General features: G+C 62.3%; 22 protein-coding genes. 6 read left to right on the top strand and 16 right to left on the bottom strand.

The window, feature by feature from the left end:
- Positions 1-7: 7 nt before the first annotated feature.
- The 5 genes from ABX75_RS06275 to ABX75_RS06255 all read right to left on the bottom strand — a co-directional run bounded on the left by ABX75_RS06275 (position 8) and on the right by ABX75_RS06255 (position 7,905).
- Positions 8-1,336 (bottom strand): OprD family porin, encoded by a 1,329-nt coding sequence (locus ABX75_RS06275; protein WP_047881637.1) that lies wholly within the window; start codon positions 1,334-1,336, stop codon positions 8-10.
- Positions 1,337-1,605: 269 nt separating this feature from the next.
- Positions 1,606-2,970, bottom strand: a complete 1,365-nt coding sequence (locus ABX75_RS06270) for a heavy metal sensor histidine kinase (RefSeq protein WP_047881636.1) — start codon at positions 2,968-2,970, stop codon at positions 1,606-1,608.
- Positions 2,960-3,637: a heavy metal response regulator transcription factor gene (locus ABX75_RS06265; protein WP_034095972.1), complete on the bottom strand. Its 678-nt coding sequence runs from the start codon at positions 3,635-3,637 to the stop codon at positions 2,960-2,962. Before ABX75_RS06265 ends, ABX75_RS06270 begins: the two co-directional genes overlap by 11 nt.
- A 9-nt stretch (positions 3,638-3,646) precedes the next feature.
- Positions 3,647-6,742, bottom strand: a complete 3,096-nt coding sequence (locus ABX75_RS06260; RefSeq protein WP_047881635.1) for a multidrug efflux RND transporter permease subunit — start codon at positions 6,740-6,742, stop codon at positions 3,647-3,649.
- Positions 6,739-7,905, bottom strand: coding sequence for an efflux RND transporter periplasmic adaptor subunit (locus ABX75_RS06255; protein ID WP_047881634.1), 1,167 nt, complete (start codon positions 7,903-7,905; stop codon positions 6,739-6,741). Before ABX75_RS06255 ends, ABX75_RS06260 begins: the two co-directional genes overlap by 4 nt.
- A 214-nt stretch (positions 7,906-8,119) precedes the next feature.
- On the opposite strand from ABX75_RS06255, the gene ABX75_RS06250 reads away from it, so the two are divergent.
- Both ABX75_RS06250 and ABX75_RS06245 read left to right on the top strand, forming a co-directional pair.
- Positions 8,120-8,353 (top strand): hypothetical protein, encoded by a 234-nt coding sequence (locus ABX75_RS06250; protein ID WP_034095975.1) that lies wholly within the window; start codon positions 8,120-8,122, stop codon positions 8,351-8,353.
- 164 nt (positions 8,354-8,517) lie between these two features.
- A complete protein-coding gene (locus tag ABX75_RS06245; protein WP_034095976.1) occupies positions 8,518-9,306 on the top strand; it encodes a transporter substrate-binding domain-containing protein in 789 nt (262 codons plus the stop codon).
- A 28-nt stretch (positions 9,307-9,334) separates the two neighbouring features.
- On the opposite strand, the gene ABX75_RS06240 is transcribed toward ABX75_RS06245, so the two are convergent.
- The 5 genes from ABX75_RS06240 to ABX75_RS06220 form a co-directional block, all read right to left on the bottom strand.
- Positions 9,335-10,078, bottom strand: a complete 744-nt coding sequence (locus ABX75_RS06240) for a YkgJ family cysteine cluster protein (protein ID WP_034095977.1) — start codon at positions 10,076-10,078, stop codon at positions 9,335-9,337.
- A 102-nt stretch (positions 10,079-10,180) separates the two neighbouring features.
- On the bottom strand, positions 10,181-10,663 hold the full coding sequence (locus ABX75_RS06235; protein ID WP_034111819.1) for an N-acetyltransferase: 483 nt from the start codon (positions 10,661-10,663) through the stop codon (positions 10,181-10,183).
- A gap of 3 nt (positions 10,664-10,666) precedes the next feature.
- A complete protein-coding gene (locus tag ABX75_RS06230; RefSeq protein WP_034111821.1) occupies positions 10,667-11,569 on the bottom strand; it encodes a chemotaxis protein CheV in 903 nt (300 codons plus the stop codon).
- Positions 11,570-11,633: 64 nt separating this feature from the next.
- The gene (locus ABX75_RS06225) at positions 11,634-12,608 is read right to left on the bottom strand and encodes a D-glycerate dehydrogenase (protein ID WP_047881633.1); all 975 of its coding nucleotides are present in this window, start codon (positions 12,606-12,608) and stop codon (positions 11,634-11,636) included.
- 119 nt (positions 12,609-12,727) lie between these two features.
- Positions 12,728-13,696 (bottom strand): LysR family transcriptional regulator, encoded by a 969-nt coding sequence (locus tag ABX75_RS06220; protein ID WP_034095981.1) that lies wholly within the window; start codon positions 13,694-13,696, stop codon positions 12,728-12,730.
- 183 nt (positions 13,697-13,879) lie between these two features.
- Here ABX75_RS06220 and ABX75_RS06215 point away from each other — a divergent pair, with 183 nt between their 5' ends.
- From ABX75_RS06215 to ABX75_RS06200, 4 genes are read left to right on the top strand one after another with little or no spacing between them, the layout of a single operon-like run.
- Positions 13,880-15,391 carry an efflux transporter outer membrane subunit gene (locus tag ABX75_RS06215; protein WP_047881632.1) on the top strand — a complete coding sequence of 504 codons (1,512 nt, stop codon included), beginning with the start codon at positions 13,880-13,882 and terminating at the stop codon, positions 15,389-15,391.
- A gap of 10 nt (positions 15,392-15,401) precedes the next feature.
- The gene (locus tag ABX75_RS06210; RefSeq protein WP_034095983.1) at positions 15,402-17,579 is read left to right on the top strand and encodes an FUSC family protein; all 2,178 of its coding nucleotides are present in this window, start codon (positions 15,402-15,404) and stop codon (positions 17,577-17,579) included.
- Positions 17,569-17,769, top strand: coding sequence for a DUF1656 domain-containing protein (locus ABX75_RS06205; protein WP_034095984.1), 201 nt, complete (start codon positions 17,569-17,571; stop codon positions 17,767-17,769). Before ABX75_RS06210 ends, ABX75_RS06205 begins: the two co-directional genes overlap by 11 nt.
- A 10-nt stretch (positions 17,770-17,779) precedes the next feature.
- On the top strand, positions 17,780-18,640 hold the full coding sequence (locus ABX75_RS06200; RefSeq protein ID WP_034095985.1) for an HlyD family secretion protein: 861 nt from the start codon (positions 17,780-17,782) through the stop codon (positions 18,638-18,640).
- A 37-nt stretch (positions 18,641-18,677) separates the two neighbouring features.
- Here the strand turns inward: ABX75_RS06200 and ABX75_RS06195 are convergent, their stop codons facing one another.
- The 6 genes from ABX75_RS06195 to ABX75_RS06170 form a co-directional block, all read right to left on the bottom strand.
- The gene (locus ABX75_RS06195; RefSeq protein ID WP_047881631.1) at positions 18,678-19,079 is read right to left on the bottom strand and encodes a nuclear transport factor 2 family protein; all 402 of its coding nucleotides are present in this window, start codon (positions 19,077-19,079) and stop codon (positions 18,678-18,680) included.
- Complete coding sequence (locus tag ABX75_RS06190; protein ID WP_047881630.1) at positions 19,080-19,892, bottom strand: SDR family oxidoreductase; 813 nt, start codon at positions 19,890-19,892, stop codon at positions 19,080-19,082.
- A gap of 14 nt (positions 19,893-19,906) precedes the next feature.
- Positions 19,907-20,371 carry a hypothetical protein gene (locus ABX75_RS06185; RefSeq protein ID WP_047881629.1) on the bottom strand — a complete coding sequence of 155 codons (465 nt, stop codon included), beginning with the start codon at positions 20,369-20,371 and terminating at the stop codon, positions 19,907-19,909.
- A 447-nt stretch (positions 20,372-20,818) separates the two neighbouring features.
- Positions 20,819-22,270 carry a mannose-1-phosphate guanylyltransferase/mannose-6-phosphate isomerase gene (locus ABX75_RS06180; protein ID WP_034095989.1) on the bottom strand — a complete coding sequence of 484 codons (1,452 nt, stop codon included), beginning with the start codon at positions 22,268-22,270 and terminating at the stop codon, positions 20,819-20,821.
- Positions 22,271-22,358: 88 nt separating this feature from the next.
- Positions 22,359-23,015, bottom strand: a complete 657-nt coding sequence (locus ABX75_RS06175) for an alginate O-acetyltransferase AlgF (protein ID WP_034095990.1) — start codon at positions 23,013-23,015, stop codon at positions 22,359-22,361.
- Between the two features lie 16 nt (positions 23,016-23,031).
- Positions 23,032-24,207, bottom strand: a complete 1,176-nt coding sequence (locus ABX75_RS06170; RefSeq protein WP_034095991.1) for an alginate O-acetyltransferase — start codon at positions 24,205-24,207, stop codon at positions 23,032-23,034.
- Between the last annotated feature and the right edge of the window lie 8 nt (positions 24,208-24,215).

Genomic DNA, 24,215 nt, shown 5'->3' with positions numbered 1-24,215 from the left:
CGGTGCCTCAGAACACATCAATCGGATAGTCGACGATCACCCGGTATTCATCCACATCGCGGTCTACTGCCGAGTAGCCGTTGCTGCCACGGTGGGTCGCCCATTGCAGGCGCACGGCCAGGTCTTTGGCCTGGCCGCCTTGCACCACATATTTCAAATCGATATCCCGCTCCCAGTGCTTGGCGTCCTTACCGTCGGCGCTGTACCAGGCGCTGTAGCCACGGCTTTGCGGGTCGACCTGGGTCAAGTCGGTCTTGCCGCTGATGTACGACACCGCCGTGGTCAGGCCGGGCATACCGAGGCCGACAAAATCATAGGCGTACTTGAGCTTCCACGAGCGTTCATTCGGGCCGTTGAAGTCCGAGTATTGCTGGGAGTTGTCCAGGTACACGCTGTCGCCCTGGGTGATGTAGTCAAACGGCGTATTGCCGTTAACCCGCTGGTAGGCGGCGGTCACGCTATGGTTGCCCACGCCCACGGTCAAATGCAGGCTCCAGGTGTTGTTGTCGATATCCCCCAACAGGGATTGGCCGGTGTCCTGGGTGTGGTAGTAGTGCAGGCCCGGGTTGAGGCTGACCAGGTCGTTGAGGGCGTAGGTGTAGTCCAGGTCGTAGTAGTACTGGTGCCAGACGTCCTTGAGTTCGGATGCATAGAGATTGCTGGTCACCCCCGGCACACCGCTGAACGACACGCCGGCCCAATCCAGGTGTTGACTGATGCGGTTATCGGGCAAGGCGCCGTAGCTGGCGCCGATGCGCCGATGGCCGCTCTGGTTGTAGAGCTTGGTGAAGCTGGCTTGGCCGCCCTCGAACATCCAGCCGTCCAGGCTATGGTTGCTCAGGCTGACGCCACGGAAAGTCTGCGGCAGCATGCGGGTCATGCCACCGGCAATCACCGGGTTATTGAGGAACAGGTCACCGGCTTTGAGTTCGGTGTCGAAGGCGCGCATTTTCAGGGTGCCGCCGGCCGTGGAGAACGAGCCGGGGGCCTTGCCGCTGCCGCTGTCGCTGCCATAGGGAAGGATGCTGGAACCATCGGTGCCACCACCGCCGTCGAGCTTGAGGCCCAGCATGGCGTGAGCGTCCAGGCCGAAACCGACGGTGCCCTGGGTGTAGCCCGATTCGAAGGTGCCGATAAAACCCTGGCCCCATTCCTTGCTGTCGTCGGTGTGGATGTCGCGACGGTCGCGGTTCATATAGTAATTACGGGTGTCGATTCTAAGGTGTGAACCTTCGACGAAACCGTCGGCGGGGAGGCTTTCTGCTGCGTGGGCTAGGGGGATAATCGTTGCTGCAATCGCGAGAAATAACGGGGTGAACGTCAGTGAGTTCTTCACCAGTAAAGCTCCTTTGAGTCAATCGTAAACGGCCGGTGTCGTGGGGGATGCCCGGCCTTTTTGACGGCAAAAAAAAGCCGCTGAAGGTCAGCGGCTTTAAGACAGATTCCCAGCGTAGAGCCCTGGAAATAAGTCGAGGGAAATTCGGGTAAGCGGGTCAGCTGTCTTTGCCGTCGCGCTCATCGATGCGTCAAATTAACGCAGGGGAGCACTGCGAAACAGAGTGTAACAAGATAATAACTATTGCCCAAACCGCAACAGTCACGCACTTAGAGCGGTAGGGTGATACCGAAAGTATTGCCACCGGTGTCGCTGCGCACAAACACATCCCCGCCGTGCATCAGCGCAATCGCTTTGACGATGGCCAGCCCCAACCCGTGATTCGCCCCGCTGTTACGCCGCGAGGCGTCGACCCGATAGAAGCGCTCGAACAACCGTGGCAGGTGTTCACTGGCGATTGTTTCGCCCGGGTTGGTCACGGCGATTGCCACCTGCTGCGCCTGCACCTCGATAGCTACGTCGATCACCTGACCTGGCGCGGTGTGTTGCACGGCGTTACTCAACAAGTTGATCAGCGCACGGCGCAGGTGGGCTTTTTCGATCCGTACCTGGGCGTCGCCGTGGACCCGCACTTGCACCTGGGCGTCTTCGAGGATGAAGTCCAAGTAATCGAGGGTGGTTGCCACCTCGTCGGCCAGTGAGCTTTCAACCAGTTTGGTGGCCTTGGTGCCCTGATCGGCGCTGGCCAGGAACAACATGTCATTGACGATCGAGCGCAGGCGTTCCAACTCTTCCAGGTTCGATTGCAACACCTCCAGATAATGCTCGGCCGAGCGTCCGCGTGTGAGGGCCACCTGGGTCTGGCCGATCAGGTTGGTCAGCGGCGAGCGCAGTTCGTGGGCCACGTCGGCATTGAACGATTCCAGGCGCGAATACGCCTGTTCCACGCGGTCGAGGGTGGCGTTGAACGAGTTGACGAACTGATTGAGTTCCGGCGGCAACGGCGACAACTGCAGGCGCCCGGAGAGTTTGGGCGGTGCCAGTTTCTGCGCTTCTTCCGAGAGTTTGCCCAACGGCTTGAGGCCAATGCGCGAGACCCAGAACCCCAGCAACGCCGCCAGCAACACGCCCACCAGCGCCAGGCTGACCAACGCCACCAGCAACTGATGCTGGGTGGCGCGGAAGTTTTCGGTGTCGATGGCGATCATAAAGCGCAGCGGCGGACGCTGGTCTTTGGCCGGGAACTGGCTGACCAGCACTTTAAGCGGGTAGCGATGGCCGGGCAGATGCAGGTCGCGCTTACCGGTGGGGCCGGCGGCGAAGGCGCGGATCTGCGCATCGGGATTGCCGTATTCGTAGGCCGGGTCGTTGCTGACTACCCAGAAGTGAATGCGCTTGTCTTCTTCGCTCAGCAGCTTGAGTTTGTTGGTGATCTTGGCCCAGTGGTCCGGCGTGCCGAAGCGGTTCACCGAGGATTCGAGCACGCTGTAGCGCGCGTCCAATTCGGCCCCCGGCAACAGGCCCAGGCCGCGATCCACTTGTTGGTACAGGGCACCGCCGATCAACAGGAAGATCAGTGCCGCCACCAGGGTGAACATGCCGCTCAGGCGCAGCGCAATGGAATTAGCCGGCACTGCGGTTCTCCAGCACATAGCCCATGCCACGGATGGTGTGCAGCAGTTTGTGTTCGAACGGGCCGTCGAGCTTGGCGCGCAGACGCTTGATCGCCACTTCGACCACGTTGGCATCGCTGTCGAAATTGATGTCCCAGACCATCTCCGCGATGGCGGTCTTGGACAGGATCTCGCCCTGGCGGCGCGCCAATACACTGAGCAGCGAGAACTCTTTGGCGGTGAGGTCCAGGCGCACGCCGTTGCGACTGGCCTTGCGGCTGATCAGGTCGATCCACAGGTCGGCGACCGTCACCTGCACCGGCTCATGCCCGCCGCTGCGACGCGTCAAGGCTTGCAGGCGCGCCACCAGTTCGAGAAACGAAAACGGTTTGCCCAAGTAATCGTCGGCGCCTTCGCGCAGGCCACGGATGCGGTCTTCCACGCGCTCGCGGGCGGTGAGCATGATCACTGGCGTCTGCTTGCGAGCACGCAAGGCGCGCAGCACACCAAAGCCATCGAGGCCGGGCAGCATCACGTCGAGCACAATCACTGCGTAGTCATTCTCCAGGGCCAGGTGCAAGCCCTCGACGCCGTCGCGCGCGACATCCACGGTGTAGCCTTGCTCCGTCAGACCGCGATGCAGGTAGTCCGCGGTTTTCTCTTCATCTTCGATAATCAGGACGCGCATGACCCCGCCTCATTCTGTGGTCGCCAGCGCGGGCGCTGGTGTGGGCCGATGGAAAATTTTTTCGAGGTACAAGTATATGACCGGCGTGGTGAACAGGGTCAGCGCCTGGCTCACCAGCAGCCCGCCGACCACTGCGATACCCAGCGGTTGGCGCAGCTCCGCACCTGGCCCGGCACCGAGCATCAGCGGCACCGCGCCGAGCAGGGCGGCGAGGGTGGTCATGATGATCGGCCGGAACCGCGTGACGCAGGCTTCATAAATCGCTTCCTGGGGCGTCAGCCCGCGCACGCGCTGAGCCTCCAGGGCGAAGTCGATCATCAGGATGCCGTTCTTTTTCACGATGCCGATCAGCAGCACCAGGCCGATCAACGCCATGATCGAAAAGTCCTGGCCCATCAAGGTCAGCATGATCAGCGCGCCGAGGCCCGCCGAAGGCAGGGTCGAGATGATCGTCAGCGGATGCACGAAGCTTTCGTACAGCACCCCCAGGATGATGTACACCGCCACCAGCGCCGCGAGGATCAGCCATGGCTGGCTGGCCAGTGAACTTTGGAACGCCTGGGCCGCGCCCTGGAAGGTGCCGATGAGGGTGCTGGGCATGCCGATCTCGGCCTTGGCCTGGTCGAGCATGATCACCGCATCCCCCAGCGCCACACCGGGTGCCAGGTTGAAGGACAGGTTGGCGGCCGGGAACATACCGTCATGGCTGATGGACAACGGCCCCACGGTCGGTGGGTCGACCTTGGCCAAGGCCGATAGCGGCACCATCTCGTTGGTCAGCGGCGAGCGCAGGTAAAAGTAGTTCAGGCTCTCGGCCTTGCCGCGTTGTTGGCGGTCCAGCTCCAGCACCACTTGGTATTGATTGATCTCCGTCTGGAATTCGTTGATCTGGCGCTGGCCGAAGGCGTCATACAGTGCTTGATCCACATCGGTGGCGGTCAGACCGAACCGCGCGGCGGCCTGCCGATCGATGCTGATGTGGGTGATGCTGCCGCCCAGTTGCAGGTCATTGGACAGATCGCGAAAGGCCGGGTTGGCGCGCAGTTTTTCGGTGAGGCGCTGGGTCCAGGTGTTGAGCGTCGGGCCGTCGTTGCTCTTGAGCACATATTGATATTGGGCGCGGCTGGGGCCGGAGCTGAGGTTGATGTCCTGGCCGGCGCGCAGGTACAGCACGATGCCCGGCACCTTGGCCAGTTTCGCGCGGACGCGGTCGATAAACTGGCTGGCCGATACATCGCGCGACCCGCGATCTTTCAAGGCGATCCAGAACCGGCCGTTGGCGATGGTCTGGTTGCTGCCGGTCACCCCAACCGCGTGGGAGAACGCCTGCACCGCCGGGTCGTCCTTGATGATCTCGGCCAGTGCTTTGTGCTTGGCGACCATGTCCGGGAACGACACATCGGCCGCCGCCTCGCTGGTGCCGAGCACGAAGCCGGTGTCCTGCACCGGGAAGAACCCTTTGGGAATAAACACGTAACCGACCACGGCCAACGCGAGAGTCACCCCGAAGATCGCCAGCATGCTGCGCTGATGAGCCAGGGCCCTTCGCAGGTTACGCGCATAGCCGGCCAGCAGGCGCTCGCTGAAACCGGGTTTGGCATGGGCGTGATGACTGGGCGCGCGCATGAATAACGCGGCCAGGGTCGGTGCCAGGGTCAGGGACACCACCACCGAAATCAGGATGGTCGAGGTGGCGGTCAGCGCGAACTCCTTGAACAGGCGTCCGACCACGCCGCCCATGAACAGCAGCGGGATAAACGCCGCCACCAGCGAAAAGCTGATGGACACCACCGTAAAGCCGATCTCGCCGGCACCCTTGATCGCCGCCGCGCGTTGATCGAGGCCGGCCTCCAAATGGCGGTGGATGTTCTCCACCACCACGATGGCATCGTCCACCACAAAGCCCACGGCGATCACGATGGCCACCAGGGTCAGGTTGTTCAGGCTGAAGCCCATCAGGTACATCAGGGCAAAACTGGCGATCAACGACACGCCGAGCACGCTGGACACAATCAGCGTGGCCGACAGTTGGCGCAGGAACAACGCCATCACCGCCACCACCAGCAGGACCGCGATCAGCAAGGTCACTTCCACCTCATGCAGCGAGGCACGGATGGTCTTGGTGCGGTCGCTCAGCACACTGACCTGCACCGAGGCTGGCAGCATGGCTTGCAGGCGCGGCAACTGCGCCTGGATGCGGTCCACGGTCTCGACGATATTCGCGCCGGGCTGGCGTGAGATCACCAGGTTTACCCCGGGTGTGTCCCCGGACCAGGCCTGCACGTAGGCGTTTTCCGAACCATTGATGACCTTGGCGATATCGCGCAATTGCACCGGCGCGCCGTCCTTGTAGGACACGATCAACCGTGCGTAGTCCTCGGGATGAAACAACTGATCGTTGGTCGACAGGGTCGATACGCTGTTATCGCCGTAGATCGCGCCCTTGGCCAGGTTCAGGCTCGACTGCTGGATGGCCAGGCGGATATCGGCGAGGGTCAGGCCGATGGCCGCGAGTTTGTCGGGGGAGGCTTGCACGCGGATCGCAGGACGTTGCTGACCGGTGATGTTGATTTGGCCGACGCCGTCGATCTGGCTGATCTGTCGGGCCAGCAGGGTTTCCACGTAGTCGCTCAGTTCGGTGCTGGGCATGCTGTTGGAGCTGACGCTGAGGATCAGCACCGGGCTGTCCGCCGGGTTGACCTTCTTCCAGGTCGGCAAGCTCGGCATATCGCTGGGCAGCTTGCCGGACGCGGTGTTGATCGCGGCCTGCACTTCCTGGGCGGCAGTGTCGATGCTTTTGTCGAGGGTGAATTGCAGAGTCAGCAGGGTGGAGCCCAGCGCGCTGCTGGAGGTCATCTGGGTCACGCCGGGGATCGCGCTGAATTGCACTTCCAACGGCGTGGCCACGGACGAGGCCATGGTGTCGGGGCTGGCGCCGGGCAACTGGGCGCTGACCTGAATTGTCGGAAATTCCGCCTCCGGCAGTGGCGCGATAGCCAGGCGCGGGAAGGCAATCAGCCCGAGCAGCACCAGGGCGAAGGTCAGCAGCAAGGTGGCGACCGGATGGTCGACACACCAGGCCGACGGAGAGCGGCTGCCGTTCATGGCTGCACCGTGGCGTCGACGGTCTGGATCACCTGGGGCGGCTCTTTGAGCACCTCGACCCGGGCGCCGGCCTTGAGCCGCGACTGACCATCGCTGACCAGCACATCCCCGGCCTGCACACCCTGGATCAGGCTGAGGTCGCTGTTCTGATAGGTGACCTGCACCGGCACCACCTCGACCTTGTCACCGTTGACCCGGTACACAAAGTGCGAATCCAGGCCGCGCTGCACCACGGTCGGCGGCACTACCAGGGCATTTTTGTCGAGGGCGGTCTGGATTTTGATGGTCACCAGTTGCCCCGGCCACAGGCGCTGGGCGGGGTTACTGAACTCGGCCTTGGCGCGCAGGGTGCCGGTGGTGGAGTTGATCTGGTTGTCGATCAGGCTCAGGTGGCCACGGCCCAGTAAATCGCCAGTCTGGCCGTCGGTGTCGGCGCCCAGATAGGCGTCGACACTGGCTTTTTCCGGCGCGGCGATCAGGCCTTGCAGGGTCGGCAGCATCTGCTGCGGCAGGGAAAATTCCACAGCGATCGGGTCGATCTGCGTCACGGAAAACAGGCCCAGGGCATCGCTGCTGCGCAAGAAGTTGCCTTCATCCACTGTGCGAATACCGACTCGGCCACTGACCGGCGAACGAATCTGCGTGTAGGAAAGCTGCACTTGAGCCGAATCAATCGCCGCCTGGTTGCCCTGGGCGGTGGCCTTGAGCTGGTTGACCAGGGCTTGCTGCTGGTCATAGGTCTGCTTGGACACGCCGTCATCGACACTCAACGCCTTGTAGCGCTTGAGGTTGACCAGCGCCACCTGCAACTGCGCCTGGCTCTCGCCCAACTGCGCCCTGGCCTGATCGAGGCTGGCGCGAATCGAGCGGTCATCCAGGGTAGCCAACAGGTCACCGGCCTTGACCCACTGGCCTTCCTTGACCAGCAATCGGGTGAGAATACCGTCCACCTGCGGGCGCACTACCACACTGTGCAGCGACAACACCGTGCCGATGCCGCTGACAAACCGAGGCACGTCCTGCTGCGTCACGTTCACCACCCGTACCGGGATCGCGCTGGGCGCCGCCAGCCGGGGCTTGGCCGGGCGGGTCACGGCCCAGAGGGCAATCGCGGATACCACGAGGACAACCGCGATCAGGGCGGTTTTTCGCTGAATGTGCATGGGCTGAGGCGCCGGGACAGAGGAGTGAAAGGGTTGGCCGTCTTTATAGCCCGCCAACCCGGTCAGCAAGGTGACTGCTAACTGACAGCGCTGTCAGCAAACGCCGACCATTCGTACAGGCGGTGGTTAAAGATCCGAGGCGGGCAGGTATACTGCGCGCCAGCGAAGCCCGCAAGCCGGCTTCGCTTCATTTTTTGCATGCTCCGGAGCTTCCATGAATTCCCCGACACAATCCTCTGTTGAAGCGGCCGACCTCGCCGATCCGGCCAGCGCCGAAGGCGTTGAAAAGGCCGAGATCCCGGCGTTCAAGTTTCCCTTCAAGCCGGGTGAGCTCGCCGGAGCCAAGAACGCCGCACAGCCTTGGTATAAGAACGGCGCCAAGAACGGCCACACCAAAACCCCGGGCATGGCCCCGCCGGGCACTCGGCGCTCCATGGGTAAACGCTGAGAATAAAGTCGGTCGGTTAGTTATGGCGTTTGCCTACAAATACTGCTGATATTTCTGCTTGTAGGATGACATCCGTTTCCAGAAAGCTTGCCAGCTTCTGCCATGCCCCCAGGGTTACCGCGCAGGGATGGTGAGGTTGGTCTTTCCGGAAAAGGATGTTTCCCGTGGCTTTGATACACCTGTGTGTAGCGCTTGCCCTGTTGCTGTCGGTGGATGCCGTGGCGGCCGCTGATCAACCGCGTGACGAAATCCGTTTCGCTGTTGCCGCACAATTCCCCCCGTTCCAGAGTCGCAACCCGCAAGGGCAACTGGTCGGCTTGAACATCGAGTTGGGCAATGCCTTGTGCGTGCAATTGAATGTGCGCTGCACCTGGGTCGACCAAGTGCAGGTCGAAGACTTCAGCGCGTTGGATGCACGCCACTTTGACGCAATCATGGGCATCGCCCCCACTTCCAAACGGCGACGTTGGGCGAACTTCACCGATCTTCTCTATCCCTTTACCACCCGCCTGGTGGCGCGCAAAACCTCCGGCTTGCAGCCCTCTGCCCGCTCGCTCAAGGGCAAGCGTGTCGGCGTGCTGTTGGGCAGTAACCGTGAAGCCTTCGCCCGCTCGAAATGGGCGCCCAAAGGCGTGATCGTCAAAAGCTTCTGGCTCAATGACGAACTGGTCCGCAGCCTGGTGGCGGGGGATATCGATGCCACCTTGCAAGGCACCGTGGAAATTCGCGAGGCTTTACTCGATACGCCCGAGGGCCAGGCTTTTGACTTTCTAGGCCCACCCGTTTCCGCCGAGCTATTGGGCGACGGCGTGGCGATTGCGGTGCGCAAACCGGATACCGCGTTGCGCCAAGCACTCAACCGCGCCCTTGAGCAGCTTATGCACAACGGCGAGTACCAGCGCATCGTTCAACCCTACCGCCTCGATGCCCCGCCCATCGGGCATGACGGCTAGTATGTGAGCAGCCGAGGGGCGCAGCGACTTACGCCGCCCGCAACGGGATAAACGCGTAGTTGGCCGGCACCTCGGTCGCAATCTGCGCGCCGGCATCCAGCACCTGCTCGGCGATGTCCAGCCCAGACACATGAAACACCCAGTCACTGGCCACTTTTGGTTGCTGCGTCGCCTGTTCGATCGCCTGGGCAAACGCGCCCATGTCCGGCAAGTAAGCCGTGAACCCATCGCCCTTGAGCGCGGTGGTGCGAATGCCCAGCAGTGCACACACCGCTTCCTTGGTCTGCACGTCGTCGCGGTCGGCCTGACGGGAGCGTTCAATCAACTGCGCCAATTCCCGATCCACCAATTGACCACCGACGATCAATGCCGGCCCCTGTTCCCAGGACTCCGGCGGGCATTCTTTGGCGGCAGGGTTCAACGGGATATGCGGGTTGATCTCCATCGGGTAGATGCGACACACCAGCGGGCGCCGTTCATAAATGCGGCATAGGTTGTCTTCGTCAAGATTCCGGCAGCGTCCGGCGTTATAGGCGGCAAACGTGATGGCCACAAATGCTTCGGCAGTGCCGCTGGGAACCACCACCGACCGCCGTTCGGCATGCTCGCGTTGATGGGCGGGCAGGCCCAGGCCGTTGCCGAGAAAGCCTTCCACCAGAACGATGACATTTCCGCCGTCGGCCGCCCACATACGGGCTTCGTCGAGGGTCAGCGGGACATGGTGGTCGGAGCAGCATTTGCCACAACCGACGCAGGAAAAATGGGTATTCATGGCGGATCTGTTACCAGGCTAGGTCAGAGGGCACGCGGCAACGGTGACGGGTTTTTACCTCTGTTCGCCGTTGTGCGACTCTGGAAGCAAGTTATGCGCCAGTCACTCGCGATCAACCACGTCGCGCAGCACGAAGCCCATGCCCGCGCTTTCATACAGCCGTCGGGCGCGCAGGTTGCTTTCCAGCACTTTGAGGTCCACGTAGGGTTCGCCGCGCTGCTTGAACACCTGGAACGCATGCAGCAACAACGCCCGTCCCAGTCCTTGGCCTTGAGCGCAGGGATGCACGGAGAGGTTCTTGATAAACGCGCTGGTCCAGCATTGCGCCACGCCGAGAACGCCCGACGGGTTGCTGGCCACCAGACACAGGGTGGGGTCGAACTCGGCATCGGTGGTGAACTGAGCCTGCCAGGTGGGTAGGTCGGGCACGCGGCCGCCGCCTTGGTCCTGGGTCATGCGCAGAACCGCATGAATCGCCGGCGCCAGTTCTTCTCGGTAATGATCCAGCTGCGTACCGGCCGGCCACTGCGGGGCGGGCAGGCTGCCGCCGAGCGGGCGGCGTAGCAGTTGGAAATACTCAACCATCGATCAGCGGCCTTGTTGCGCTACGGTCTGAGCGGCGACCACCAGGCACTTGGTCAGTTCTGGGGAGGAAAACTTGGTCAGCACCGCGTTAGCCCCGGCCAGGCGTGCTTTTTCGCTGTTCATGGCGCTGTCCAGGGAGGTGTGCAGCAGCACATAGAGGTGCTGGAAATCCGGGGTTTCGCGCAGAGTGCGGGTCAGGGCGTAACCGTCCATTTCGGACATCTCGATGTCCGATACCACCACGTTGATCTCTTCGCCGGTGCCTTGCAGTTCAAGCAGTACGTCGATGGCTTCCTTGGCACTGCGCGCGGTGTGGCAGGTCAGGCCGAGGTTGCGCAGGGTGTGCACCGACTGCTGCAACGCCACTTGGCTGTCATCCACCACCAGAATCCGCGCATGGCCAAGCACTTCGGCTTCTTCCATGGTCAGGTCGGTGGGTGCGGTTTCAATCGGCGCGGGGGCAATGCCGTGGATCACTTTTTCGATGTCGAGCACCTGCACCAGGCCGCCTTCCACCTGGGTCACCCCGGTGATAAACGCGCGGTTGCCGCCTGAGCCGTAGGGCGGCGGGCGGATATCGGTGGTCAGGCAGTGCACGATCTTGCTCACCGCCTGCACATGCAGGCCCTGCTTGGAACGGCTCACATCGGTGACGATCAGGCAGCCACCGTTCGGATCTTCCAGCGGCATCTCGCCGAGGGCGCGGCTCAGGTCGATCACCGACAGTGAGGAACCGCGCAGGGTGGCGATGCCTTTAACGTGAGGATGGGACTCCGGCAATTTGGTCAGCGGCGGGCAAGGGATGATTTCGCTGACTTTCAGCAGGTTGATGGCCATCAGCTTGCCGCTGCGCAAGGTAAAGAGCAGAAGCGAGAGTGAGTCTGCGCGGGCTTTGGAGGTAGGCATAAAAACCTTCTGTGAATCACGGAGGACGATCTATGGAAGGTTATCGACCTCCGCGGCCCAGGCTTTAGCCCTTCCACACCTGCGGGTTCACCAGGTCCTGGGGCCTTTGCCCGAGCAGGGCGCTGCGCAGGTTGTCCAGGGCGCGGTTGGCCATGGCTTCGCGAGTTTCGGTGGTGGCCGAGCCGATGTGCGGCAGGGTCACGGCATTGCTCAGTTGGAACAGCGGCGACTCGGCCAAAGGTTCCTGTTCGTAGACGTCCAGCCCCGCGCCGCGAATGATGTGGTTCTGCAAGGCATGGATCAGCGCCGGCTCGTCCACCACCGGGCCGCGGGAAATGTTCACGAGGATGGCGCTGTGCTTCATCAGCCCCAGCTCGCGGGTGCTGATCAGGTGCCGGGTCTTGTCGCTCAACGGCACCACCAGGCAGACGAAATCCGCTTCGGCCAGCAACTGGTCGAGACTGCGAAACTGCGCGCCCAGCTCCTGTTCCAGCGCCGGTTTGCGGCTGTTGCCGCTGTACAGGATCGGCATGTTGAAACCCAGACGCCCGCGCCGCGCGACCGCCGCGCCGATATTGCCCATGCCGACGATGCCCAGGGTCTTGCCATGCACATCGCAGCCGAACAACGGCGCGCCGACGCTGGCCTTCCATTGCCCGGCCTTGGTCCAGGCGTCCAGCTCGGCCACGCGTCGCGCACTGCTCATCAGCAGGGCGAAGGCCAGGTCGGCGGTGCTTTCGGTCAGTACGTCGGGGGTGTTGGTGAGCATGATTCCACGCTCGGTGAGGTACGGCACATCGTAATTGTCGTAGCCCACCGACACGCTCGATACCACCTCCAGCTTGGCCGCGCCTTCGAGCTGCGCGCGGCCCAGCTTGCGACCCACGCCGATCAGGCCGTGGGCGTGGGGCAGGGCTTCAGCGAACTGCGCATTAATATCCCCCAGCTTGGGGTTAGGCGCGATGACTTCGAAATCCTGTTGCAGGCGTTCGATCATCGGCGCGGTGATGCGGCTGAAGGCGAGGACAGTCTTTTTCATGGCAGGCGGGGCTCATCGACTACGAAAGAATGCCAAGCACGCTAACATTCCTGCCGGCGGTTGTCAGGACACCGCCGAACCAATCTGAGCACAAGCCCCAATGGGTTGTTTGTTGGCGATCAATTAGCCAACCGCACCCCACCCAAGCTGCCGCTTAATTCATACGCCACCAATTCGGCCTGATGAGCCGCCAGAATCTCCGGCAGCGAGCCGCGCAGGTATTCCACCCAGGTCTTGATCTTCGCATCCAGGTATTGGCGCGATGGGTAGATGGCGTACAGGTTCAGCTCTTGGGAGCGGTAGTTGGGCATGACCCGTACCAGCGTGCCGTTACGCAGGCCTTCGATGGCGGCGTACACCGGCAGCAGGCCGACGCCCATGCCGCTGGTGATGGCGGTTTTCATCGCGTCGGCCGAGTTCACCAGGAACGGCGAGGTGTTGATCGCCACGCTTTCCTGGCCTTCGGGGCCATTGAACGTCCATTTGTCCAGCTGGATCACCGGGCTGACCAGGCGCAGGCACGCGTGGTTGAGCAAGTCCTGGGGGCGCTGTGCGCAACCTTTGGTCTTGACGTAGTCCGGCGAAGCGCAGGCGATGCTGTAGGTAATGCCCAGGCGCTGGGATACGAAACCCGAATCCGGCAATTCGCTGGCCAGCACGATGGACACGTCGTAGCCCTCGTCGAGCAGGTCCGGCACGCGGTTGGCCAGAGTCAGGTCGAAGGTAACGTCCGGGTGCGTGCGGCGGTAGCGGGCAATGGCATCGATCACGAAATGCTGGCCGATGCCGGTCATGGTGTGCACTTTGAGTTGCCCGGCGGGACGGGCGTGGGCGTCGCTGGCCTCGGCTTCGGCTTCCTCGACATAAGCGAGGATCTGTTCACAGCGCAGCAGGTAGCGTTTACCCGCCTCGGTGAGGGCAATGCGACGGGTGGTGCGGTTGAGCAAGCGGGTTTGCAGATGGGCCTCAAGGTTGGAGACCGCGCGCGAGACGTTGGCAGTGGTGGTGTCCAGTTGTGCGGCGGCGGCGGTGAAGCTGCCCGCTTCGGCCACGCAACTGAAGGCGCGCATGTTTTGCAAAGTGTCCATAGGGGCTTCTCAAGGGAGATGGCAAATTGTGACAGAAAGTTACGCAGTACGGTGATCCCTACCAATGGATTATCGCCTGAACGGTAACAAAGATTCACAGGAATACCCGCTTATCGACATCCCCCGCGCGCCCTAGAATTGCGCCACCTCTCCCGCTTCACCCATCTCAGGAATTCGCTTGCCGTGCCGCGTCGCATCAGCAGAGAGCTGAAGACTCTCAGTGTTTGGGCTTTATCGTTAGCAATCAGCGGCTGCATCGGAACCGGAGGAATCGCCCCACAAGGCCACGCCCTCGATGCCAATCAACTGGCCACCGACGAGGCGATCCAGCACGCCGCGCAAGACGCCCACTGGCCCACTGTGCAGTGGTGGCAAGCCTACGGCGACCCGCAACTGGATCACTGGGTCGACCTCGCTACCCAGCACAGCCCAAGCCTGGCCATGGCGGCGGCGCGAGTGCGTGAGGCGCGGGCCATGGCCGGGTTGGCCGAGTCGGCCGAAGCGCTGCAGGTCAACAGCGATACCACCCTCAAACGTCACAATTGGCCCAAGGATCAGTTCTACGGCCCTGGCGAGCTGAGCGGTGCCAACACCTGGGACAACAATACGTCCCTGGGCTTGAGCTATGCCCTGGACCTGTGGGGTCGCGAAAGCAACGCCACCGAGCGCGCAGTGGACCTGGCGCATATGAGCGCCGCCGAAGCGCGTCAGGCCCAACTCGAACTGCAAAACAACGTGGTGCGCGCCTATATCCAACTGTCGTTGCACTACGCCAACCGCGATATCGTCGCCGCCACATTGGCCCAGCAACAGCAGATCCTCGACCTGGCCAACAAACGCCTCAATGCCGGGATCGGCACGCATTTGGACGTGAGCCAGGCCGAATCGCCGTTGCCGGAAACCCATCGACAACTGGATGAGCTGGACGAAGCCATCGCCCTGAGCCGTAACCAATTGGCGGCGCTGGCGGGCATGGGGCCGGGGCAGGGCGAGCAGTTGCGGCGGCCAAGCCTGTCCCTGGCCGCGCCGCTCAAGTTGCCGTCGAGCGTCCCCGCGCAACTGCTTGGCCAACGCCCGGATGTGGTTGCCAGTCGCTGGCAAGTGGCAGCGCAGGCGCGGGGCATCGATGTGGCCCATGCCGGTTTCTACCCCAACGTCGATCTGGTCGGCAGCCTCGGTTATATGGCCACCGGCGGCGGCATGCTGGAATTTTTGGCCGGCAAAAAATTCAACTACAGCGTCGGCCCGGCCATCACGCTGCCGATCTTCGACGGCGGCCGCCTGCGCGCGCAACTGGGCGAAGCCAGCGCCGGCTATGACATCGCGGTGGCACGCTACAACCAGACCCTGGTCAATGCGCTCAAGGGCATCAGCGACCAGTTGATCCGTCGCGAGTCCATGGACAAGCAGCAGACCTTCGCCGCGCAATCGGTGGCCTCGGCGCAGAAAACCTACGACATCGCGATGATCGCCTATCAGCGCGGCCTCACTGACTACCTCAACGTGCTCAACGCCCAGACCCTGCTGTTTCGCCAGCAACAGATCGAGCAGCAAGTGCAGGCCGCGCGCCTGAGCGCCCATGCCGAACTGGTGACCGCCCTGGGCGGTGGCCTCGGTGCCGGCGACGACGTGCCTGCACCCGCCAAGACCGTTCCGAGCAAGACCCCGGCGGCGCTGGCCGCGTTCGATCACTGAGTAGGTTGCGATGACTCCCTTGCCTGCACCGCTGCGCTGGCTGCGTTCCCTTGAGTGGCGCCGTGGTTTCTTCGATTGGGCACGCAGTGACGGCGTGACCTGGGTATACATCTTCAAAGTGCTGATCGCGGCGTTCCTTACGCTATGGCTGGCCATGCGTCTGGAGCTGCCGCAACCGCGCACCGCGATGATCACGGTATTTATCGTGATGCAGCCGCAGAGCGGCCAGGTGTTTGCCAAGAGTTTTTACCGCTTCCTCGGCACCCTGGCGGGGTCGGCGGTGATGGTCTTGTTGATCGCCCTGTTTGCGCAGAACACCGAGCTGTTTCTCGGTGCGCTGGCGATCTGGGTTGGCATTTGCACCGCTGGCGCCACGCGCAACCGTAACTTTCGCGCCTATGGGTTTGTGTTGGCCGGGTATACCGCCGCGATGGTCGGCCTGCCGGCCCTGGCGCATCCGGACGGCGCCTTTATGGCGGCAGTCTGGCGTGTGCTGGAGATCTCTTTGGGGATCATCTGCTCGACCCTGGTCAGTGCCGCGATCCTGCCGCAGACCTCCAGCGCCGCCATGCGCAACGCGCTCTACCAACGCTTTGGCGTGTTCGCGCTGTTCGTCACCGATGGCCTGCGCGGGCGCAGCCAGCGCGACGGCTTCGAGGCCAGCAACGTGCGCTTCATCGCCGAAGCCGTGGGCCTGGAGGGGCTGCGCAGTATCACGGTGTTCGAAGACCCGCACATGCGTCGGCGCAACGGTCGCCTCAGTCGCCTCAACAGCGAATTCATGAGTATCACCACCCGCTTCAACGCCTTGCACCAGTTGCTTGAGCGCCTGCGCACCGATGCCGCCGACCATGTGGTGGCCGCGATCAAACCGGGCCTGCAAGACCTCGCCGAAGTGCTCGACGGTTTCTCTGGCCGCGCCCTCACCAGCCCCGATGCTGCGCGGCTGGTCAACCAGCTCAGCGCCTACAAGGACAGCTTGCCGGCCACGGTGCGCAGCCTGCGGGCGCGCTTTCAGGAGGGCAACCCCAGCGACGCCGAACAGCTGGATTTTCACACCGCCTATGAGTTGCTGTACCGCTTTGTCGACGACCTGCACAACTACGCGCAAACCCACGCCTCCCTGGCCGAGCACAGCCATGCGCGGGAAGACTGGGACGAACCCTACACACCGAAAACCAACTGGCTGGCCTGCGCCGCTTCGGGGATTCGTGCGTCGTTCATCCTGATCGTGCTGGGCAGCTACTGGGTGGCCACCGCCTGGCCCAGCGGCGCAACGATGACGATGATCGCAGCGGCCACCGTCGGCCTGTCCGCCGCCACGCCCAATCCCAAGCGCATGGCGTTCCAGATGGCCTGCGGTACCTTGATCGGTGCCCTGGTGGGCTTTGTCGAAATGTTCTTCGTGTTCCCCTGGATCGATGGCTTCCCGTTGCTGTGCGTGATGCTCGCACCGGTGATCATCCTGGGCGCATTCCTCGCCTCACGCCCGCAATACGCGGGTGTCGGTGTGGGCCTGCTGATCTTTTTCAGCACCGGCTCGGTGCCGGACAACCTCACGGTCTACAACCCTTACACCTTTATCAACGACTACATCGCCATGATCATCGGCATGCTGGTGTGTGCGGCGGCGGGGGCGATTATCCTGCCGCCCAACAGCCGCTGGTTGTGGCGCCGCCTGGAGCAGGACCTGCGCGAACAGGTGGTGTATGCCATCAGCGGCAAGCTCAAGGGCCTGGCCTCCAGTTTCGAGAGCCGTACCCGCGACCTGTTGCACCAGGCTTATGGCCTCGCCGTCGGCCAGCCGCAAGTGCAGCGCAACTTGCTGCGCTGGATGTTTGTGGTGCTGGAGGTCGGCCACGCGATCATCGAGTTGCGCAAGGAACAGGCGATCCTGCCGGTGCACCCGGCGTACGCCGAATCCCAGCCGTGGCGCCAGGCGATCCGCGTGATGGGGCGCTCGCTGGTGCGGCTGTTTCTGCAACCCAGCGCGAGCAACCTGGAGCGCGGGCTGGTCGCGGTCGACCATGCGATCAGCCGCGTGCAGGCCACCGACGAACCCTTCGCCCCGCACTTCGATACCTCGGCCCTGCGTCGGGTGAAAAGCTACCTGCACTTTATCCGCACCTCATTGCTGGACCCGCAATCACCCTTGGCGGCCCTCAAAGGAGCCCCGCATGCCCCGTGAAATCGCGTTCCACGGCATTTATATGCCGACCATGACCCTGATGTTCCTGATTGCCGCAGTGCTGGCGTGGGGCCTGGATCGCTTCCTGGCCGGCTTCGACCTGTACCGGTTTTTCTGGCATCCGGCGTTGCTGCGCCTGAGCCTGTTCGTTTGCCTGTTCGGCGCCCTGGCGCTGAGCGTCTACCGTTGAGAATGCACTGATGAAAAAGTTTTTCAGCCTGCTTGCCACCTTGCTGGTACTGGCCCTGGCGATCTGGATTGGCCACACATTGTGGGTGCACTACATGCAAACCCCGTGGACCCGCGATGGCCGCGTGCGCGCCGACATCATCAATGTCGCCGCCGACGTCACCGGTGAAGTGGTCGACGTGCCGGTGCGCGACAACCAGTTGGTAAAAAAGGGCGACCTGCTGATGCAGATCGACCCGGAGCACTATCGCATCGCGGTCAAACAGGCCCAGGCGCTGGTCGCCTCGCGCAAAGCCACCTGGGAAATGCGCAAGGTCAACGCCCACCGCCGCGCCGATCTGGACGCTCTGGTCATCTCCAAGGAAAACCGCGACGACGCCAGCAACATTGCCGACTCGGCCCTGGCCGATTACCAACATGCGCAGGCCCAGCTGGAAGCAGCCGAACTCAACCTGAAACGCACTCAGGTCGTGGCGGCCGTGGACGGCTACGTCACTAACCTCAACGTCCATCGCGGCGACTACGCACGCATCGGCGAGCCCAAGATGGCCGTGGTGGATATGCACTCGTTCTGGGTCTACGGCTTCTTCGAAGAAACCAAGTTGCCCCATGTGAAAGTTGGTGACAAAGCCGATATGCAACTGATGAGCGGCGAGACGTTAAAGGGCCATGTGGAAAGCATCTCCCGCGGCATCTACGACCGCGACAACCCCGAAAGCCGTGAATTGATCGCTGATGTAAACCCGACCTTCAACTGGGTACGCCTGGCCCAGCGGGTGCCGGTGCGGATTCATATCGATGAAGTGCCGCAAGGCGTGCTGTTGGCGGCGGGGATCACATGCACCGTGATCGTCGACCAAACGCAGAATTGAAATGTGGGGGGCAATCCCCCTCCCACATTTGACTGTGTTATGCCTTGATGAAGGTCTCATGCAAATGCCGCCACAACAGCGCACCACTGGCCTGTTTCTCGAACACCACGGTGGCGCGGCGGTCGGTCTGGGTGCCGCTGTCGTCCACTTGATGTTCGCGATAGGTCACCGTGGCGCCGCGCGCGTGGCGGTCAACCCCGGTCATTTCGCTCAAGGTGATTTTCAAGCCAGGGCGCATGCCGCCCAGGCGGGTGAACAGCGCCTTGACGCCGGCCGCATTCACCCGTGCGCCGGTGGCGGGGGCGATCATGCTGAAATCCGGAGAGAAGCGCGCAAGCAGGTTTTCCAAGGTTGCGTCGGGCGCAACGCCGGCAAACCATTGTTCGATCTCGATGTGGGTCTGGGTCACTTCTTCAAAGAAATCGCTGTAGTCGATCATTTACAAACTCCCATTTAAACCAAAGCGTTTTTTCAACACGGTTTCCAATAATCCTTTGGGCAACCACGTCGCCAACAGCGGCAACGCCCGGCTGCCATTGCCCGAGCGCAACAGGCGCGGCGGTTGCGATTGTTGCACCGCCTTGAGCACATCGGCCGCGAACACGGTTGCGGGTGTCGGTTTGTCCTGGGACGCCTGGCTGCGCGCACGAATGCCATCGCGCAACGGCCACCAGGGCGATTGTTCGTTGATCAGCAGTTCGGCTTGGGCGCCGGCGTTTTTGGCGAAGTGGGTGTCGATAGCCCCGGGTTGGACCTCCATGACGCGCACGCCAAAGGGCGCCAGTTCCATGCGCAGGGCATCGCTCAACGCATGTACGGCGGCCTTGGATGCGCAGTAAGCACCGGCGAACGGCGTGACCAGCACGCCGGAGACGCTGCCGATATTCACCACCAAACCCTTGCGTTTGCGCAAGGCCGGGAACAGCGCCTGGGTTACGCCGACGAGGGAAAATACGTTGGTTTCGAACTGGCGCTGCATGGCCTCGGTGCCGCCGTCGAGCAGCGGGCCCATGGCGCCGTAGCCGGCATTATTGATTAGCACGTCTAGCTCGCCCAGGTGTGCGGCCAGGGCTTTCAGCGCGGTGGCATCGTTGACGTCCAACTGCACGGCATGAAAGCCGGCCTGGTTGAGGGCAATCACGTCATCCTTGCGGCGAGCGCTGGCCAGCACCTCATAGCCGGCGGCTTTGAACGCTTCGGCCAGGGCGCGGCCGATACCGCTGGAGCAACCGGTGATCAATACGTTGGGCATGGAGCAGTCCTTTATCAGTCCGCGAAGCTGCCTTGCAGGTGCTCGGCACGAAATTCCAGGGTTTGCGGGCGGTAGCCGGCGCGTAGCGGTGGGGTGGGCAGGCAATCGTCCCAAGTGGCGCCGGCCTGCAACTCGCCGGGGCCGCGATAGCGCGGGGCGGCGTAGACGTTGTCGGCTAGGTTCACGGTGTCGCCCGGTGCGTAGGCCGCGACGCGCCAGCGCAGTTCGGTGAGGGGCACGTCGTTGCCGTTGTTCAGGGTCAGCTTCAGTGGCCGATCGGCTGGGCAGTCCTGCGGCGCGTAGGTAATGCGCAGTTCCAGGCGCGCCAATTGTGAGGCTTCGCGGTTGTCCAGCCACACCACCCAAACGGCCACGCAACCCAGGCCCGCCAAGGCCGCGAGGGACACCGGCAGCGCTTTGGCCGGGTAGCGCAGCAGCAGGATCAGCCAGGTGATGATCAGGAGAATGCCGAAGAACATGGAGACCACCTCGAATTTGGAACCAGCATCCTAACTTAAGCGTAGGTGGGATTGGGTAGCTTGAGTGCTGTGGTGGCCTTGCGGGCCCTATCGGGGGCAAGCCCCCTCCCACACTGGAATGTATTCACAGATCAAAGGCAGTAGGGGGCTTGCCCCGATAGGGCCCACACAGCCAGCGAAAATCCAAAAAAAGCCCGCACCCACACTGGAATGTATTCACAGATCAAAGGCAGTAGGGGGCTTGCCCCCGATAGGGCCCTCACAGCCAGCGAAAATCCAAAAAAAAGCCCGCACCCACACTGGTATGTATTCACAGATCAAAGGTGGGAGGGGGCTTGCCCCCGATAGGGCCCACACAGCCAGCGAAAATCCAAAAAAAAGCCCCCACCCAACCCACTGCGGATAGGGGACGCAATGGGTTGGGCGAGGGCTTCTTGTACGACTGTTTTACTGCGCGATAGTTTTCACCGACACGCCACGTTCGATCGGCGTCGAGCGGCCGTAGATGTCTTCGAAGCGTTCGATGTCGTCTTCGCCCAGGTAGCTACCCGATTGCACTTCGATGATCTCCAACGGGATCTTGCCTGGGTTGCGCAGGCGATGGACCGAAGCGATCGGGATGTAGGTGGACTGGTTTTCGGTGAGCAGGAACACGTTCTCGTCACAGGTCACTTCGGCGGTGCCGCTGACCACGATCCAGTGTTCGGCGCGGTGGTGGTGCATTTGCAGCGACAGGCACGCGCCCGGCTTGACCGAAATGTGCTTGACCTGGAAGCGGCCGCCCATGTCCACCGAATCGTAGGAGCCCCACGGACGATACACTTCGCAGTGGTTCTGGGTTTCGCTGCGGCCCTGTTCGTTGAGGGTGTTGACCATCTGCTTGACGCCCTGGACCTTGTCCTTGTGGGCAATCATCATCGCGTCCTTGGTTTCCACCACCACGATATTGTCCAGGCCGATTACCGACACCAGTTTGCCGTTGCCGTGCACCATGCAGTTGCGGCTGTCCTGGATCACCACGTCGCCTTTGCTCACGTTGCCGTTGGCGTCTTTGTCGTTGACCGCCCACAACGACGCCCAGCAACCCACGTCGCTCCAACCGGCGCTCAGCGGCACTACGCAGGCGCGTTGGGTTTTTTCCATCACGGCGTAGTCGATGGAATTGTCCGGGCAGCAGGCGAATGTCGCGTCGTCGAAGGACACGGTGTCGGCGGTCTGCTCGCTGCGTTCCAGGGTCAGCACGCAGGTGTCGTAGATGTCCGGATCGTGTTTTTTCAGCTCTTCCAGGAAACGGCTGGCACGGAACAGGAACATGCCGCTATTCCAGAAGTAACCGCCGCTTTTGACGAACTCGACGGCGCGTTTTTCATCGGGTTTTTCCACGAACTGTTGCACGCGGCTCACGCCTTCGGGCAGCAGCGAATCGTTGGTGGACTTGATGTAGCCATAGCCGGTTTCCGGACGGGTGGCCGGCACGCCGAACAGCACCATCTCGCCACGCTCGGCGGCTACGGTGGCCAGGGCCAGGGCACGCTGCAGGGCTTTTTGATCGTCGATCACGTGGTCGGCGGGCAGCACCAGCATCAGCTCGTCGCGGCCTTCGTTGACCAGCATCATCGCGGTCAGGGCCACGGCCGGTGCGGTGTTGCGGCCAAACGGTTCCATCAGGATGCGCTGGCATTCGAGCTTACGCGCGGCCAGTTGCTCGTTGACGATAAAGCGGTGGTCCTTGTTGCAGACCACGATCGGGGAGTCCATGCCTTCGAACACCAGGCGTTCCAGGGTTTGCTGGAACAGCGTGTGCTCGCCGGTCAGGGCCAGGAATTGCTTGGGGAACTGTTTACGGGAAAGCGGCCAAAGACGTGAGCCGCTACCACCGGAAAGGATTACTGGGATCATGGGTGTTTCTCCTTGAATTGATTTGGGTCAGAGCCTGTGGGGGGGGTAAGCCCGCGCCCACAGGGTTAGCGTCAATTTCAGAATCTAATCAGCGGGTCGACACAGGGCGTTTCACCCACACTGGCGACAGGCTCGAACCCGAGCCCGTTACATACAGCACCGCCGCTTCACCACGTTCCAACGCAACCGGCTTCACATCGCCGACTTTCTTGTCACCGTCATACAACGCCAGGCTCACCTTCACCGGGTTGATTTCGCGCTCGCCACGGCCTTTGGCGGCCACCGACTTGACCACATCGGTCTTGCCATCGGCGGTTTTCAGGGTCAGGGCCTTGTCGCTGAGGTTCTGCACGCGCACCAGGGATTTCTGCTTGTTCTTGAACGGCGGTTCTTCGATCAGCTGTGGCTGTCCGCTACCGCTGTTGACCAGGGTGTAGTAGTGATCGGCGGCGAGTTTGACCGGCACGGTCTGGCTGCCGACTTTGGCGCTGTAGTCACCGCCAGGCATAAAGCTGAAGTCGCTGCTGGCCAGTGGGGCCACTTCGCTCAGGTTGGTGTTGCCAACGGTGGCGCTGACTTCCTGGTTGCTGGCGTTGTATACACGCACGAAGCTCGAACCTTTTGGCGCGGTCGGGCCGTACAGGGCTGCGTCACCACCGGCGAAGGCGGACATCGATACGACGCTCAGGCCGGCAGCGATGGCCAGAGTCTTGGCGAGACGACGAGGAGTTGTAGTGAAAGTCATGTGAGTTACCTCTCTTTCAGTTTTGCGCCCGTTCGGGCGTCTCGGATTTTTCAAGGGTGTTGAGTGCCATGTTTTGTTGGCGCGAACCGGCTTGTTTAAGTTGCGCAACCCACGATGGGTCGGCATCACCGATTTCGTTGTTGACCGGCAGATAACGTTCAGGGAACTCCCAGATCAGTACCTGGGGCGGGCTGTTCTTGAAGTCGTCGCTTTTGAGGTAGCTGAGCATCGGCAGGATCGGGCCGTGGCCGTCTTCGGCATAGCTGATCACATCGCTGCCCAAGGCTTGCTTGAGGGCGCCGACGAAGTTCCAGTTGGGGTTGGCGCTGTAGCTGGTGCCCACCAGCGCCACTGGGGTTTCGCTGTCGCTGAACAGCGCGTCGTCGCCTTTGGTTTCGGCCAGGTGCGTGACGCGTTTTTGCAGCGGCTCTTTAGGTGGCATCAGGTTTTCGAACAGCGGGTCCAAGGGCAGGAACAGACGCAGGTCGCCTTTATGCGGCTCGGTTTTTTCGGCCTCGGTGACAAAGCGCTGTGGCTCGCCACTGAGCGGGGTCTGCTCGGCAATCGCCTTGGCCAGTTGCTTGGCGGCGACTTCCGCGCCGTCCGGCGTCCAGTGGGTGTCGGTGCGCAGGAACACTTGCTTGCCGCTCAATTTGGCCTGTTGCAGCGGGCCAAGCAGGTCAGGGGCCGGGATCTTGTCGGCGGCGACACGGGCGTGGAAGTCCTGATACAGGTTGGCGTGGATGCTGGCCGGCTTCACTTCACCCAGGTGCTCTGGATACAGGCGTACCTTAGCCGGCACGATCGCCATCACCAGTTGAATGCCCTGGGCCTTGAGCTTCTGGCGCACGCCTTCGACCAGCGCGTAGTTGCCTTCCAGGTTCTGGTCTTCGTTGACGGCGGGGTTGAACTCCTCGTCGCTGTACAACCAGTGATCGCGGCCCAGCACCACGCCAGGACGGCCTTCGTTGAACAGCTTGTAGTCCAGCGCGGCCCACAGGTTGGTGCCCAGGCGTTTGATCGGGAACTCGTCGTCGTAGTGGGTTTCGACGGCTTTGGTCCAGCGACCGTTGAGCACAGTGGCGTCGGCGTTGGTGCTAAAGCCGAAGAAGCTGCGCAGCGACCAGGCGCCCAGTGCCAACAGCAGCACCAGAAACAGGCCGATATAGAGGACGCGTAATGAACGGGTCATGGTCGGCT

This window comes from Pseudomonas sp. ARP3 (genome assembly GCF_001029595.1).
Lineage (GTDB): Bacteria > Pseudomonadota > Gammaproteobacteria > Pseudomonadales > Pseudomonadaceae > Aquipseudomonas > Aquipseudomonas rhodesiae.
The sequence above is the reverse complement of the archived record's forward strand: the minus strand, read 5'-3'. Positions and strand labels throughout refer to the sequence as shown.